This is a genomic window from Melaminivora sp. (genome assembly GCF_032059615.1).
In the GTDB taxonomy this organism is placed as follows: Bacteria; Pseudomonadota; Gammaproteobacteria; order Burkholderiales; family Burkholderiaceae_C; genus Melaminivora.
This window is the reverse complement of record NZ_DAMCAM010000010.1, coordinates 1-14,127: the sequence shown is the minus strand read 5'-3', so window position 1 is coordinate 14,127 and position 14,127 is coordinate 1. Positions and strand designations below refer to the sequence as shown.

The window sequence follows — 14,127 nt, the reverse complement described above, 5'->3', positions numbered from 1 at the left end:
TTCTACCTCCGGGAGAATCAAAATTGATGCGAAATTGTATGAAATAGAGCATCAAATTAGACTTTTGGTTCTCGCTGCTCCTGCAACCACGCCTGAAACATCAATACATCCCACAAATGGTGCTGCCAGTTGCGCTGACCGCTCAAATGCTCGGCCCACTTCTGGCGAATGGGCGCAGGGTTGAAGAAGCCCTCATTCCGCAGGCGCGATTCGCCTAGCAAATCCTCTGCCCAGTCGCGCAGCGGGCCGCGCAGCCAGCTGTCGATGGGCACGCCAAAGCCCATCTTGGGGCGTTCGATCAGCGCCTTGGGCACGTGGCGGTACAGCACCTCGCGCAGCGCCCATTTGCCCACGCCACCGCGCAGCTTCAAATGCTGCGGCAGCTGCCAGGCAAACTCCACCACGCGGTGGTCCAAAAAGGGTACGCGCGTCTCCAGCGACACGCCCATGGCGGCGCGGTCCACCTTCACCAGAATGTCGTCGGGCAGGTAGGTGAGGGTGTCCAGCGCCATCATGCGCTGAACCGCATCCAGCCCCGCCAGGGGCGGCGAGTTGCCGCGAAGCGGCGTCAAAGGCTCCTGCGCGCCCAGCACGACTGCCTCAGGCTGCCAGTGGGTGACCAGGCCCAGATACAACTCATCCACCGTGCGCGCGCCCAGCACACCCGCGCCCTTGTGCAGCTTGTCGCCCAGGTTGGCCTGTCGCAGCGACGCCGGCAGAAAACGCTGCGCCGGCTGCAGCAGGGCGCTCCAGGCCGTGGGCGACAGCCTGCCAATGCCTGCGGCGGCGGCCCTGCGCAGCGGCAAGGGCAGGCGCCCGAGGCGGTGCCACAGGCTGCGCGTGAGTACATAGCGGTTGTAACCGCCGAACAATTCATCTCCCGCATCGCCCGACAGGGACACCGTCACCTGCTGGCGAGCCAGCTGGCTGACCAGAAACGTGGGAATCTGCGACGAGTCAGCAAAAGGCTCGCTGTACAGCGCCGGCAGCCGGGGAATCACCTCCAGCGCCTGGCGGGGGCTGACGTACAGCTCGGTATGGTCCGTGCCCAGGTGCTGCGCCACGGCCTTGGCGTGCACGGCCTCGTTGTAGCCGGCTTCATCAAAGCCAATGGTGAAGGTCTTGACCGGGCGCGAACTCTGCGCCTGCATCAGCGCCACCACGGTGGACGAATCAATGCCGCCCGACAGGAAAGCGCCCAGGGGCACGTCGGCCACCATCTGCTGGCGCACTGCGTCCTTGAGCAATGCCTCCAGCGCATCCACCGCCTCGGCGTCCGTGCCAGCAAAAGGGGTAGCAACCCCTCGTTGCGCCACCTGGGCCAGCGACCAATAAGGCTCTATTTTTGGCTCGCGCGCGGCCAGGGATACGGTCAGCAAGCAGCCCGGCGCCAGCTTGTGAATGCCCTGGTAGATGGAGTGCGGCGCCGCAATCGCGTTGTGGCGCATGTACAGCGCCAATGCATCGCGGTTGATGTCCGCCGCGAAGGCCGGGTGTGCCTTGAGGGCCGCCAGATCGGAGCCGAACAGAAAGCAGCTGTCCCTGCCTTGGCCCTGCCAGCCGTAGTACAGCGGCTTTTCTCCCAAGCGATCGCGCGCCAGGGTGAGCGTGCGGGTTTGCCGGCACCACACGGCAAAGGCAAACATGCCCACCGCGCGCAGGGCCGTGGAGCGAATGCCCCAGGCGTCAAAGCCGGCCAGCAGCGTCTCGGTGTCGGAATGCCCACGCCATGCGGGGGCTCGCCCAGCCTGCTCCAGCTCGGCGCGCAAATCCAGGTGGTTGTAGACCTCGCCGTTGAAGGCCAGCACATAACGGCCCGAGGCTGCCTGCATGGGCTGTGCGCCGGCGGCAGACAGCTCGACGATGGACAGGCGCCGGTGTCCTAGAGCAATAGCCGCGTCAGCATCTAGCCACTGTCCTGCGGAGTCGGGGCCACGGTGGGCAATGGCATCCGTCATGGGCTTGAGGTGCACAGGCGCCGCATCGGCAGGCCAAGCGCTGCCGAAGAAACCAGCAAATCCGCACATTTTTATATCTTTCCTGCGGCGGTGCGCAGCAACTGTGCCATCAAGGGTCCCGTTTTTTGAATGCAATACGCCTCTTCAACACGGCGTCGCCCCTGTGCACCCAACTGCGCGCGCAGTGACGGGGACTGCAACAGTGCTTCCAATGCAGCCACCCAATCGTCCGGGGTGCTTGCCAGATACCCGTTTTCTTTGTGACGAACGATCTCCGGATTAACGCCTACATCAGACGCCACCACCGGCAATCCACAAGCCATGTACTGAATCAGCTTGTAGCCGCATTTGCCGCGCTCCCACGGCGAATCCAGCAATGGCATGACACCCACATCCGCGGCGGTGATATACGCCACCTCAGTATCTCCCGACCAGGGCAGGCACTCCACCTGCACCCCGGGTAGCGCAAAGTCTCCACCAATTACACGCAACACAAAAGGCACGCGCTGTGCAAGCCGCTGCAAGGGCTCCTGCAGCAACCGCAGATAGTGCACGGTGCTGGGCGATCCAATCCAGACAATGCGCGCCAAGCGTTCCGCAGCCCGCACCGACTCGACCGCTGGCGCAGGGTAACGATCGAGATCGATCACAGTGGGCAGCACTTCGGCCCACGGCGCCTCAGCGTCGCGTGCGCGCTGGACTAGATAGTCATTGCCACCAACGACCAGCGCCGCCCTCGCCATCAGGCCATCCAGCCGCCTCCCGTACGTGAACCGCACCGCTGCCAACCAATGCCGGTCGTAGTTGTGAAAAACCGCGTCGTCGTAGTCCAGCACGTAGGGCACACCGGCCAGCAAAGCCGATTCGACCCAGCGCGGCCACCAAGGTAGCGCTTCCTTCTCTATCCACAAAAGATCAAAGCTTCCCTTTGTCAAGAGTATATGTAATCTGGACGCATATGCACAGAGCAGTGAAGATAGCGAATACCTGCGATTTTTATACTTCGCAAACAGCATTTCGCTGGAAAACAGCGGTCTTATTTCAATATCGATTCCTTCACGCGCTAGCCATGGTCCGTATTGTAAAGTCCTTAGCCGCGACGATGCGCCCAGGCCGCCATATCTACAGAGGAGCAAAACACGAATTTTTTGCATAAATAGCTTCGCCACAATTAATCAATAATAATTTGTGGTGCCTCACAAATTGGCGAAGTTGGACGAAAAATCAAACGGCATCAGCGAACTCATGATCCAACGATTAAATGTCGGAAAATAACGCTTAACAACTTTTTATGTTTTGCCGAAAGAGCTTACCATCTTCCGAGAGAAGCCCAGCAAGAGAACTAGTGGAAATATATTCCTGGTAAAGAAATAATTATTCTTCCAAGTCAAAGAAAAAATTAACACATATATTATTAACAGTAGGCCGGCGAAATTATTTTCCGATTTTTTTTTAACGTATTGACGTCCTTTAGAATAAATTTTCACGTAGATGAATATTGAAAAAATCACCCCAATTATTCCATATCTATAAACATCCTTTACATATCCAACATCACTAAACACTTGCTCCGCGCCGGTTCCAAAAACGATTTCCGTCAAATTATCGGGAAAGAATATCATATCAGACCAAAGAAATCTCGTTTCATCCTGTTGAGCATGTCTGCTTAATATATCTAGTCGATCAGAATCCGAAACATCAAAAAATCCAAGATTGAAGGTAACCTCCAAGAGAGGAAGCAGGGCGTCATACAATACATACAATCCAATCGCAACAAACGACGCAACCATAGGGATCTTGCTGAGAATTCCAACTTTTCTAGATAAAGCAAGGCGCAATATATATATCGAGATTATAACGGCAGCGATAGCCATCGTAACTCGCGAGGTAAAGTAGATGCTCACGACAAATAGTGTCATCATCACGCCCCGCGTCAGGCGAGAGGGAATTCTTGGGACGTCGCATATCGTCATTAGAAGCCCGATCAGCGCAATCAACCCGGCCATGTCAAAACCCGAGAGAAGCCCCGAAGCGCGGAGGTGTCGAATCCGATCGTTCCCACTTATCTCTGACATCAACATATTTATCGGCTCAAACAACGCAGCGAAAATTATCAACGTTGAATTGACAGCCAAAGCGCAATAAGTCGAGCCAACGATAGCGTCGGAAGAGAATACCCTTGAGCCAATCGCGGATGCCAGCAGTAAGCAGGTCACCCCGGCTCGCGCCAATCGCAGTGAGGATTCAACATCAAATTGAGCAGTGAATGACTGGATAACCAACTGATATGTCAACAGAAGAAAAACAAAGCCGCCAATTTTCAACAAATCACCATCGACACGCGCTGGATGGTGACTTGAAAAACCTAGCAATAAAAACACCAAAGTTGGTACAAGCAACGACAAGTCTGCATAGCCAATCTTAGGGCCAAATATCAGGAATGAGCAAAATACGAAGCACGAGAGGCTTGATGCTAGTGGCTGCTTAACCATAATCACCATTTCGCCTTTTTATACATATGCACCATGCGCTTTAGTGCTTGGGGATTGGTGCCAAATAATCTAATAATCCTGGGGCGCATCCACCAAAAATCTGCACTTGAAGCCGCTTTGTTAAGCTCATAAAATTTTGCATTGTTTCCCTGAAGCAAATTTGCAACTGCATAGGAAAGATAAGCTTTCGCACGCGCTCTTCGAACAGCTTGAGAATTTCCAAACTCACATTCTGCTAGATCTATTGCTTCTTGAATATATGGCATCAAATCTCTTTTGCTTGATATCCCTATGTTGGATCTGTAATCGCCCAGTATGTCGTTTAAGAAGCCAATAGCGCCTTTGGTGGCTGCGTAGATATAAAGATAGTAGTCTATCATCGGCTTTCCTTTCTCAAAAAGGTCAAGGAAGAGAAGACGGCGATACATTATTGAAGAATTCATAAATATCGGGTGTCGGCGCAGAAGATAATCAATACTTATTACGCCTGGGTTAACGGCCGTGGAGCGCACTTCCATTTCTTTTTCCCATACTCGCATCCTATGAGCTGCCAAAGAGGCTTGGCCATGTGCATCCAAATAATCGCTTTGAATCTGAAGCTTTTCAGGACGCGTCCAATCGTCACCGTCCACATGGGCGACATATGTCCCGCGGGCAGCACGGTGAACGGAAAAGTAATTTTGAAAAGCACCTAAATTTTCTGAATTGAAAATCGGTCTTATTAAATTAGGGTATTCTTTTGCGAACCGTTGGATTATTTTTTTGGTTCCGTCGGTGGAGCAATCGTCGCCAACAATGATTTCAAATTCGAAATCCGTTTGTTGGTCAACAATGCTTTGTAGACACTGGGTAATGTACTTTTCTTGGTTATAAGTAACCACACAAACAGACACCTTCGGTGGTTTTTCTCCCAACTTAGGCAGCGCTTCCTCAGCTATCATCCCTTCACCTGGCAAAACGAACTCCTCGATTGAAAACTTGAATACGCCCTGCTAGCGGATACGCTAGCAGCAGCAAAAGGGCGCCAGCCGCTACCAGTTCCAGCGCCAAGCCGATCCGGCTAGCACTCCAGGGCATAAGGTACGCGACCACCGCAGCAACAACCATTGGAAAACAGGCGGGTCGGAAAATATCGGTCCATAGCCAAGCAATATGCACCGCAGGCGCAAATCGGCGATGCACCAGAGGCGTCCAGAGAAAGAAATAAATGGCGTTGGAAACCAGCCACGCCCACCCAGCGCCGGTCATGCCGTTGTGCGTGGCTGCCCAGATAACGGACGGAATTAACAGCAGTGCAAATAATGCATTGCCAATCAGGTGCAGGCGGAGATTGCCTTTGGCATATTGGAGGTAATAAGGAAACGCGCCTACAGCTAGAAGGGCATACCCGATGGCATACAAGCGTAAGGCGGGTGCGGCACCTTGTACCAAGGCGGCATCACCTGTCCAGGCCCAGAGCACTTGGGGGGCAAAGAAAATCAACACCAGTGCTGCGGGTATGGCCGTTACGGTGACGAGTTGCGTGGCTTGGCGGTACACCGCAATCAAGGCGTCGTGTTGGCTGTCGGCCTGCAGGCGTGCCATGCGCGGCATAAGTGCGCTGCTGACAGGGCCGCTGACAAGCATGATGCCGCTGGCCGCCAGCACGGCGACGGTGAAGTAGCCGTAATCGGCCAGTGGCAGGATTTTGGACAACACCAGCTTGTCAGTCTGCGTCACCAGCGCCCAGACGGACGAGGTAAAGGCGATGCTCAGTGAGAACTTGAGCACCGGCTTGATGGGAGCGAAGAGCGTGGCCGGCGACCAGCCCAGCAACTGCCCCCCGGGCACGACCGGAAAGAGCCGATAAGACTTGGTTGCCAATCCTGCCAGCTCCACCACTGCGACCAATAGCTGATATGTGAAGAATACGGTCGGTGAATGGCCAATCCAGATCAATACGGGCAATACACCGACAAAGCGCAGCGTTGCCACAAATGCATTGAACCCGCCGAGCCAGACCAGACGCTCCGAGCCCGAGATGCAGCCCCGATATAGGCCCGACATCCAGCGCAGTGCCACACCCACGGCCATGAGCTGCAGTGCCAATTGCACCTGCGCCAGCGGCAAGGTCTGTACGTTGAGCCAGCGGTCGGCAATCACGCCCGAAAACACGAATATGGCGCCGCCGCCCAGCAAGGCAAAGGCAAAGAAGATGAGTTGCAGTGCGCGCAGTAGGCGTCGGTAGCTCAACGCATCGGTCGCGCCGCCATGGAAGCGCGCCGTCTCACGCGCCACGGTGGGCGTGAGCCCCATGTCCAGCAGGTTGAACCAGGCCTGCAGCATGGTGAAAAAACCCACCAACCCATAAGCCTCTGCGCCCATGTATTTCAAATACAGGGGCAGGATGAGGATGCCTACCAGCGTGACATAAATCTGGGTGGCGTAGCTGGCGAGGATGTTTTTCTTGAGAGACAAAATTAACTCGCCTGAGCTTCCATTAAATATTTATCGCCCCGGTCTTCAAGCTGGCAAAAACCCATGGTTTCGTAGAGCTTTATTGCTGCTGCGTTCTCTTTTCGAACTTCCAGGCGGCAGACCTTGAAACCTCGCTGCGCGGTCAACGTGAGCACATATCGCACGAGTGCAGCACCTATGCCTGATTTTCTTGAAGCCTGGGCGACCATAAGCAAGGTTATATAGCTCGAATATTTAGCGGGATCGTTGCAATAAAAAAATACAAAGCCTAAGCATTGCCCAAGTGAATCGTGAGATAAAAGTTCGGCCTTATCCGCAAGCTTTTCCAAATACCCCTCACCCTCAGGAACAAAATTTCCATTTTGTCGAACTTGCTCTCCATGAATAAGGTCAACAATTTTCTTAGGAAGATTCATTGCAAATCACTCGAATATCGTTTTCCATGTTATCCACCATCTCCAGCATCTCGTCCATGGATTCATACTTCAGAATCATGGTACCCAAGGTGTGGTTTGAGCCTAAATACTTTTCCACCTTGTCTCCGGGTTTGACCCAAAGGTCTTGCTCGATGATTTTCGGCTTGATGCGGTCTGAGAGCCATAGCTCTTTGAATGTACCCGTTTCGAGTGAATGGACCATGTAGCTCGACCAGTAGCCCCGTGCGGGTTTCATGGCGAGGTCACTGCAGTTAAGACCTAAGGCAGCATCAACGGTGTATTTGATAAGGTCAATATCGGTCGCATAGTAGATGACTTCGGGAATAAGGCATCCGCCATTGCGTGGGCCAAGCTCCAGAAAGTAAAAATCGCCGTCTTCGGTAAAAACAAAATCGAAGTTCAAAGCACCGGTTTGCATGCCCAGCAGCGTGAGCAAACGCTGACTTTCCGCATGGGCAATTTCCAGCCATGCCGCAGGATGTGAGGTGGGGAAGGTCTGCCCAATGGGCACCAAGCCGTTACAGAGTTTGTCGAAGTGCTCGTCGGCCCAGCATCGGAATACCAGTTGACCGTCCACCACAAAGCCATCACCTGCTACTTGGTAGCGGGCACGAACTATTTGTGCTTCGACCACGATCATTTTTTCGCGTGAATAGGTCAACGCATGGTCGAAAGCCTCGTCAAATTTGGCGGGATCAGCCAAGCGGGTGACCCCTTTGCTGCCAGATGAGTCCACGGGCTTAATGTAGGCGGGCACTCCAATTTCAGCTAACCAAGCGCGGGCTTTTTCGCGGTCGTAAAAAGACTGCGAGCGAGGAACGTTAAAATCATGCTCTTTCAAAAATGCTCTAAATAAGTCTTTGCGGGCCAGCGTCAAAACGGATTGATAGGGGTTTCCGGGTAACCCCATTTTTTCTGCCACGTAAGCAGCGGTTGGCGCAGCAGGGTCTGATGCATAAGCAACGATGGCATCGATTTTCAGGCGTAGAGCCAAGTCCAGCACAGCATCTTTATCTGTGGTGCTGACGTTGTAAGACTCGTGGGCCAGTGCATGGCCGGGGTTTTCTGGCAGATAGTCGCAGGTGATGACGTGATGACCTTGCTCTCGTGCATAGCGAAGCGGCGGCATCTGGGTAGGGGCTGCGCCCAGAAAAAGAATTTTCTTAGTCATTTTTTATTCAGTGATCAATTGCGTAATGCGTTGAAGTTCTTGCAGGGTCAGTGCCGGATAAATAGGCAAGCAAAGCACCTTCTGCGCCGCAGCCGTGGCCACCGGCAGGTTTTCGCGGTGCGCCGATGGCATGCCCCGGTACATCGGAAAATCCGTGATCAGCGGATAGAAATACCGGCGGGCAAAGATGTTGTTGTCTTTGAGCTTTTGGTACAGCGCGTCGCGGCTCAGCGGGTAATCGGCTTCGACCAGAATGGGGAAGTACGAGTAATTGGCCACTTGTTCGCCGGCACTTTGCAGGCATCGAATGCCGGGCACGCCCTGCAGCGCGTCGCGGTAGGCGGCGGCGATGCTTTGGCGCTTGGCCATTGCCCCGTCCACATGCTGCAGCTGCAGCATGCCAAAGGCGGCGTTGACTTCGCTCATCTTGCCGTTGATGCCGGGGGCCACCACGGTGGTTTCATCGACAAAGCCGAAGTTCTTCAGGTGGTCGATGCGTTGCTTGGTCTTGGCATCGGGGCAGATGATGGCGCCGCCTTCGAAGGTGTTGAAGACCTTGGTGGCATGAAAGCTCAGCACTGACAGGTCGCCATGGCGCAGCACACTGCCGCCCGCGTCTTGCACGCCAAAGGCGTGGGCGGCGTCGTAGATGACCTTGAGGTTGTAGTTATCGGCAATCTTCTGGATGGCCTGCACGTCACACGGGTGGCCATAGCAGTGCACTGGCATGATGGCCGTGGTTTGCGGGGTGATGGCGGCCTCGATGCGGGCAGGGTCCAAGTTGAGCGTGTCGGGGTGCACGTCCACAAACACAGGCTTGATGCCGTTCCACAGCAGCGAGTGGGCGGTGGCCACGAATGAGTAGGGCGTTGTGATGACTTCGCCGGTCACGCGCAACGCCTGCAGGGCGGTGACCAAACCCAGCGTGCCGTTGGAAAACAGCGCCAGGTGCTGCACGCCCAGGTAGTCGCACAGCGCTTTTTCCAGCTGCTGGTGAAACGGGCCACCGTTCGTCAGGATTTTGTTGGCCCAGATTTTTTCCAGGTACGGCATGAACTCTTGCAGCGGGGGCAAGGCGGGCTGGGTGACGTAGATGGGCGGGGTTGTATCTGCCGCTACTTTTTCAATAGCTTCCTGCCCAGTTGCGACAAGCGATAGAGGCATTTTTGTCATAGAAATTTTGCGGTTTCAGGATGGGCTGTTGGTTGCTTGGCATCCAGCGTTTTGATGTACCAAGGCATGGCTTGCGCGATGCCAGCATGCAGGTCAAACCCTGGCGCGTAGCCCAGCAGGCGCTGGGCCTTGCCGATGTCGGCCTGGCTGTGGCGCACATCGCCGGCGCGAAAGTCGCGATACACGGGGGCTTTGGCGTAGTGCACGCCCTGGGTGGCCAGGGCGGTCTGCAGTGCGGCAAACAGGCTGTTGAGGGTGGTGCGCCCGGAGACGGCCACGTTGTAGACCTGGTTGCGCGCCTCGGCGTCTTGCGTGGCGGCGGCCAGCAGGTTGGCCTGCACGGCGTTGGCTACGTAGCAGAAGTCGCGGCTGGTTTCGCCATCGCCATTGATGAAGACGTCTTGCCCCTGGATGAGGGCGGCCGTCCATTTGGGGATGACGGCGGCGTAGGCGCCGTTGGGGTCCTGGCGCGGGCCGAAGACGTTGAAGTAGCGCAGCCCGATGGTGTTGAAGCCGTAGCAGCGGGCTAACACGTCGGCATACAGCTCGTTGACGTACTTGGTGACGGCGTAGGGGCTCAGCGGCTTGCCGATGGTGTCCTCGACCTTGGGCAGGCCGGGGTGGTCGCCGTAGGTGCTGCTGCTGGCGGCGTAGGTGAAGCTCTTGACCTGCGCGTCGCGCGCAGCCACCAGCATGTTCAGAAAACCGGTGATGTTGGCGGCGTTGGTGGTGATGGGGTCTTCAATGCTGCGCGGGACGCTGCCGAGGGCGGCTTGGTGCAGGACGTAGTCGACGGGGGTTGGTTCGGCGGGCGGGCCCTCACCCCGGCCCTCTCCCAGGGGGAGAGGGTGAGGGGACGGGGAGGCAGGGAAGACCAGGGCGCGGCGGCAGTCGTCCAGGTTGCGGATGTCGCCTTCGATGAAGTGGAACCGCGCCCACTGCGCGGGGGTGACCAGGGTCTGCACCTCGTCCAGGTTGCGCTGGTGGCCGGTGGCGAAGTTGTCCAGTCCCACGACGCGCTGGTCCAGCTGCAGCAGGGTTTCCAGCAGGTTGCTGCCGATGAAGCCGGCCACGCCGGTGACCAGCCAGGTGCGCGGCTGGGCCTTGAGCTGGTTTTGCACGGCCTGGTAGGCGGGCGGCAGGGGTGCTTCGGGGGCGGAGTTTGCTTGCATTTTGGTAGCTGCCGGCGCTTGTCCAGCAAGGGCTAGAGGGCGATTTGATTCACATTGGCGACGGCGCCCGGCGGTTAGCCCGCCGTGCGCCGGTGACAGGCCTGCCTACAGGCGTAGGTCGGCGGCGCCCAGGGGCAGGATGGATTTCACGTCGAACAGCACGGCGCCGCTGCGGCCCAGCGCCTTGATGCCTTCTGCGCCCAGCGCCACGAACTGCTGGTGGCCCACGGCCAGCACGATGGCGGCGTACTGCCCGGGGGCGGGCATGTCGGGCAGGCACTGCAGGCCGTATTCCTGCTGCGCCTCCTGCACGTCGATCCAGGGGTCGTACACGTCCACCTGGGCGTTGTAGCGCTGCAGCGCCCGCACGATGTCCACCACCTTGGTGTTGCGCAGGTCGGGGCAGTTTTCCTTGAACGTGAGGCCCAGCACCAGCACCTTGCTGTGCAGCACGGGCAGGCCCTTGCGCAGCATGCATTTGATGGTTTCGTCGGCCACGTGGCAGGCCATGTTGTCGTTCACGCGCCGGCCGGCCAGGATGACTTCGGGGTGGTAGCCCACTTCCTGCGCCTTGTGGGTCAGGTAGTACGGGTCCACGCCGATGCAGTGCCCGCCCACCAGCCCGGGGCGGAAGGGCAGAAAGTTCCACTTGGTGCCGGCGGCGTGCAGCACCTCCAGCGTGTCGATGCCTAAGCGGGCAAAGATCAGGCTCAGCTCGTTCATCAGCGCGATGTTGATGTCGCGCTGGGTGTTCTCGATGACCTTGGCGGCCTCGGCGACCTTGATGCTGCTGGCCTTGTGCGTGCCGGCAGTGATGATCTGCGCGTAGAGCGCATCCACCGCGTCGGCCACCTCGGGGGTGCTGCCGCTGGTCACCTTCTTGATGGTGGGCAGGCGGTGTTCCTTGTCGCCGGGGTTGATGCGCTCGGGGCTGTAGCCGCAGTAGAAGTCCTGGTTGAACGTGAGGCCGCTCGCGCGTTCCAGCTCGGGCACGCACACTTCCTCGGTCGCGCCGGGGAAGACGGTGGATTCATAGATGACCACGTCGCCGGGTTTCAGTGCCGCGCCCACGGTCTGGCTGGCCTTGACCAGGGGTGTCAGGTCCGGCCGGTTGGCGCCGTCCACGGGCGTGGGCACGGTGACGATGAAGACCTGGCAGTCTTTCAGCTCCTGCGTGTCGCAGCTGTAGCGCAAGTGCCGGGCGGCCTGCAGCTGCTCGGGCGTGCATTCCAGCGTGTGGTCCTGGCCGGCCTGCAGCTCGGCGATGCGCCGCGGGTTGATGTCGAAGCCCAGCACGGGGCGGTGCTGGCCGAACTCGACGGCCAGGGGCAGGCCGACATAGCCCAGGCCGATGATGGCGATGTGCGCCTGGTCGAGGGTCATGGGTGCTGAAGGGGGCGTGTTTTTTGAGGGGCGGGCAGGGGGCGAGGGCTGCCCATCGGGAATGACCGGCGGATGATAGTGGTTTTTGCTTACATAAAAACCAGGGGTTGGGCGTAGGGAAAGGGTATCGGGGCACCATGAAGGGACGAAGGCGCGCGGCGCTGCGCCGGGGCCTTGCGTGCCCCATGATGAGGGCGCCGGGACTACAGCACCTGGCGACGGCCGACCTCATCCGGGGGCGGCCCGCCACGGGAACATGGCAAGTCCGCGCTTCGGCGCAGCGGGTTGCCGGGGGCCCTCCCTGCCCCCCGATCTCCTTCCAGAACTGGCGCATCAGGCGCTGCAAGAAACCATCCATGAACCATCCCTTCCACGACATGCTCGGCGAGGCTGCGCGCCTGACGCAGGGCGGCAACCTGATGGCGGCCACCGAGCTGATACAGCGCGCCCTGCGCGGCGGCGAGGGCGCCCCGGCGCCCGGCCGCTCCGCGCCGCCGCCGCAGCGCCCCGGCGCGGGCCGGGTCCTGGACGTCGAGTCCCGCGTGATCGACGAACCTCGGCAACCTGCAGGGCAGGCGCCGGCCGACGCCGCCCCAGCCGAGCCCGCGCCCTCGTCGGGCGCCGAGCAATGGCTGCGCGCCAGCTATTCCCACCAGGGCCGCCAGCTCGCCTACCGGCTGTATGTACCGCCCGGCCAGCCGGGGCAGGCCGGGCCGCGCCCGCTGGTCCTGATGCTGCACGGCTGCACCCAGGATGCGGACGATTTTGCCGCCGGCACGCGCATGAACGCGCTGGCGCGCGAGGCGGGCATGCTGGTGCTCTACCCCGAGCAGAACCCGCACGCCAACCCGCAGCGGTGCTGGAACTGGTTCAAGCCGCAGCACCAGCAGCGCGGCCGTGGCGAGCCGGCGCTGCTGGCCAGCCTGACGCAAAAGATCCTGGCCGAGTACGGCGCCGACCCGGCGCGCGTCTATGTCGCCGGGCTGTCGGCGGGTGGGGCCATGGCCGACATCCTGGGGCGGGCCTACCCCGAACTGTTTGCCGCCGTGGGCGTGCATTCCGGCCTGGTGGCCGGCGCGGCCACCGACCTGCCATCGGCCCTGGCCGCCATGCGCAGCGGCGCGGCGCCCGCGGCCGGGGCGGGCGCGCCGGCGCCGCGCCCGCTCATCGTTTTGCATGGCGACGCGGACTCCACCGTTCACCCCGCCAACGGCGCGGCCGTGGCGGGAGCCGCGCCCGGCGGCCACCCGGCGCAGACCACCGAGGGCCGCGCCCCGGGCGGCCAGCGCTTCACGCGCACCATCGTGGCCGCAAGTGGCGGCGGCGCCCCGGTCGAATACTGGCAGCTGCACGGGGCCGGTCATGCCTGGTCGGGGGGCAGCGCGGCCGGCAGCTTCACGGCCGGCGGGGTGGATGCGAGCGCGGAGATGCTGCGCTTCTTTCTGTCGCACCGGCAGCCGCCGGGGCACTGAAGCCGCCCGGGCGCGCGGGCTTGTGTTTTTGCCGGTAACGTCCGCACCTGCATGGCCCACACGTCAACCCGCCCGCCGGGCGCGCCCGTCTCCACCCCCACCCCCACTGCTGCCGCGCCCGGCACGCGCGGCCAGCCGCGCGCCCTGCGTGCGCTGCTGCCCTTCCTGCGGCCCTACCGCTGGCCCATCGCCGCCGCGCTGGCGCTGCTGCTGCTGGCGGCGCTGTCCACGCTGGCCTTTCCGCTGGCGCTGCGCCAGCTGATCGACCAGGGCCTGCCTGGCGGCGGCGACGCCGGGGCACTGCGCGCGCACTTCGCGCTGCTGTTCGGCGTGGCGGTGGCCGTGGGCGTGTTCTCCGCCGGGCGCTACTACGCCATGAGCTGGCTGGGCGAGCGCGTCACCGCCGACCTGC

Annotated in this window: 11 protein-coding genes and 1 pseudogene; 2 read left to right on the top strand and 10 right to left on the bottom strand. The window is 59.5% G+C overall.

Annotation, left to right across the window (positions count from 1 at the left end):
• Window positions 1-56: 56 nt before the first annotated feature.
• The 10 genes from asnB to tviB form a co-directional block, all read right to left on the bottom strand.
• Entirely contained in the window at window positions 57-2,027 is a 1,971-nt protein-coding gene (gene asnB, locus RT051_RS03590) for an asparagine synthase (glutamine-hydrolyzing) (RefSeq protein WP_313071868.1), read from the bottom strand.
• Window positions 2,028-2,029: 2 nt separating this feature from the next.
• Complete coding sequence (locus tag RT051_RS03585; RefSeq protein ID WP_313071865.1) at window positions 2,030-3,112, bottom strand: glycosyltransferase family 4 protein; 1,083 nt, start codon at window positions 3,110-3,112, stop codon at window positions 2,030-2,032.
• A gap of 135 nt (window positions 3,113-3,247) precedes the next feature.
• The gene (locus tag RT051_RS03580; protein WP_313071862.1) at window positions 3,248-4,459 is read right to left on the bottom strand and encodes a hypothetical protein; all 1,212 of its coding nucleotides are present in this window, start codon (window positions 4,457-4,459) and stop codon (window positions 3,248-3,250) included.
• Complete coding sequence (locus RT051_RS03575) at window positions 4,453-5,391, bottom strand: glycosyltransferase (protein ID WP_313071858.1); 939 nt, start codon at window positions 5,389-5,391, stop codon at window positions 4,453-4,455. Before RT051_RS03575 ends, RT051_RS03580 begins: the two co-directional genes overlap by 7 nt.
• 4 nt (window positions 5,392-5,395) lie before the next feature.
• Window positions 5,396-6,907, bottom strand: coding sequence for an oligosaccharide flippase family protein (locus RT051_RS03570; RefSeq protein WP_313071855.1), 1,512 nt, complete (start codon window positions 6,905-6,907; stop codon window positions 5,396-5,398).
• Between the two features lie 2 nt (window positions 6,908-6,909).
• Window positions 6,910-7,323: a GNAT family N-acetyltransferase gene (locus tag RT051_RS03565; protein ID WP_313071854.1), complete on the bottom strand. Its 414-nt coding sequence runs from the start codon at window positions 7,321-7,323 to the stop codon at window positions 6,910-6,912.
• On the bottom strand, window positions 7,310-8,515 hold the full coding sequence (locus RT051_RS03560; protein ID WP_313071853.1) for a hypothetical protein: 1,206 nt from the start codon (window positions 8,513-8,515) through the stop codon (window positions 7,310-7,312). Before RT051_RS03560 ends, RT051_RS03565 begins: the two co-directional genes overlap by 14 nt.
• A 3-nt stretch (window positions 8,516-8,518) precedes the next feature.
• A complete protein-coding gene (vioA, locus tag RT051_RS03555) occupies window positions 8,519-9,568 on the bottom strand; it encodes a dTDP-4-amino-4,6-dideoxy-D-glucose aminotransferase VioA (protein ID WP_313072020.1) in 1,050 nt (349 codons plus the stop codon).
• A 116-nt stretch (window positions 9,569-9,684) separates the two neighbouring features.
• A complete protein-coding gene (locus RT051_RS03550; RefSeq protein WP_313071851.1) occupies window positions 9,685-10,860 on the bottom strand; it encodes an NAD-dependent epimerase/dehydratase family protein in 1,176 nt (391 codons plus the stop codon).
• A gap of 105 nt (window positions 10,861-10,965) precedes the next feature.
• Window positions 10,966-12,243 (bottom strand): Vi polysaccharide biosynthesis UDP-N-acetylglucosamine C-6 dehydrogenase TviB, encoded by a 1,278-nt coding sequence (gene tviB, locus RT051_RS03545; RefSeq protein WP_313071847.1) that lies wholly within the window; start codon window positions 12,241-12,243, stop codon window positions 10,966-10,968.
• Window positions 12,244-12,599: 356 nt separating this feature from the next.
• Between tviB and RT051_RS03540 the strand changes: the two genes are divergently transcribed.
• Complete coding sequence (locus RT051_RS03540; protein WP_313071844.1) at window positions 12,600-13,715, top strand: PHB depolymerase family esterase; 1,116 nt, start codon at window positions 12,600-12,602, stop codon at window positions 13,713-13,715.
• 51 nt (window positions 13,716-13,766) lie between these two features.
• Window positions 13,767-14,127: pseudogene (locus tag RT051_RS03535) on the top strand (ABC transporter); the annotation flags it as partial.

What these genes read in the sequence shown, in the direction of transcription:
- asnB (WP_313071868.1), bottom strand. Translation starts at nt 2,027, where the DNA reads ATGTGCGGATTTGCTGGTTTCTTCGGCAGCGCTTGGCCTGCCGATGCG.
- RT051_RS03585 (WP_313071865.1), bottom strand. Translation starts at nt 3,112, where the DNA reads ATGCAAAAAATTCGTGTTTTGCTCCTCTGTAGATATGGCGGCCTGGGC.
- RT051_RS03580 (WP_313071862.1), bottom strand. Translation starts at nt 4,459, where the DNA reads ATGGTGATTATGGTTAAGCAGCCACTAGCATCAAGCCTCTCGTGCTTC.
- RT051_RS03575 (WP_313071858.1), bottom strand. Translation starts at nt 5,391, where the DNA reads ATGATAGCTGAGGAAGCGCTGCCTAAGTTGGGAGAAAAACCACCGAAG.
- RT051_RS03565 (WP_313071854.1), bottom strand. Translation starts at nt 7,323, where the DNA reads ATGAATCTTCCTAAGAAAATTGTTGACCTTATTCATGGAGAGCAAGTT.
- RT051_RS03560 (WP_313071853.1), bottom strand. Translation starts at nt 8,515, where the DNA reads ATGACTAAGAAAATTCTTTTTCTGGGCGCAGCCCCTACCCAGATGCCG.
- vioA (WP_313072020.1), bottom strand. Translation starts at nt 9,568, where the DNA reads ATGCCGTACCTGGAAAAAATCTGGGCCAACAAAATCCTGACGAACGGT.
- RT051_RS03550 (WP_313071851.1), bottom strand. Translation starts at nt 10,860, where the DNA reads ATGCAAGCAAACTCCGCCCCCGAAGCACCCCTGCCGCCCGCCTACCAG.
- tviB (WP_313071847.1), bottom strand. Translation starts at nt 12,243, where the DNA reads ATGACCCTCGACCAGGCGCACATCGCCATCATCGGCCTGGGCTATGTC.
- RT051_RS03540 (WP_313071844.1), top strand. Translation starts at nt 12,600, where the DNA reads ATGAACCATCCCTTCCACGACATGCTCGGCGAGGCTGCGCGCCTGACG.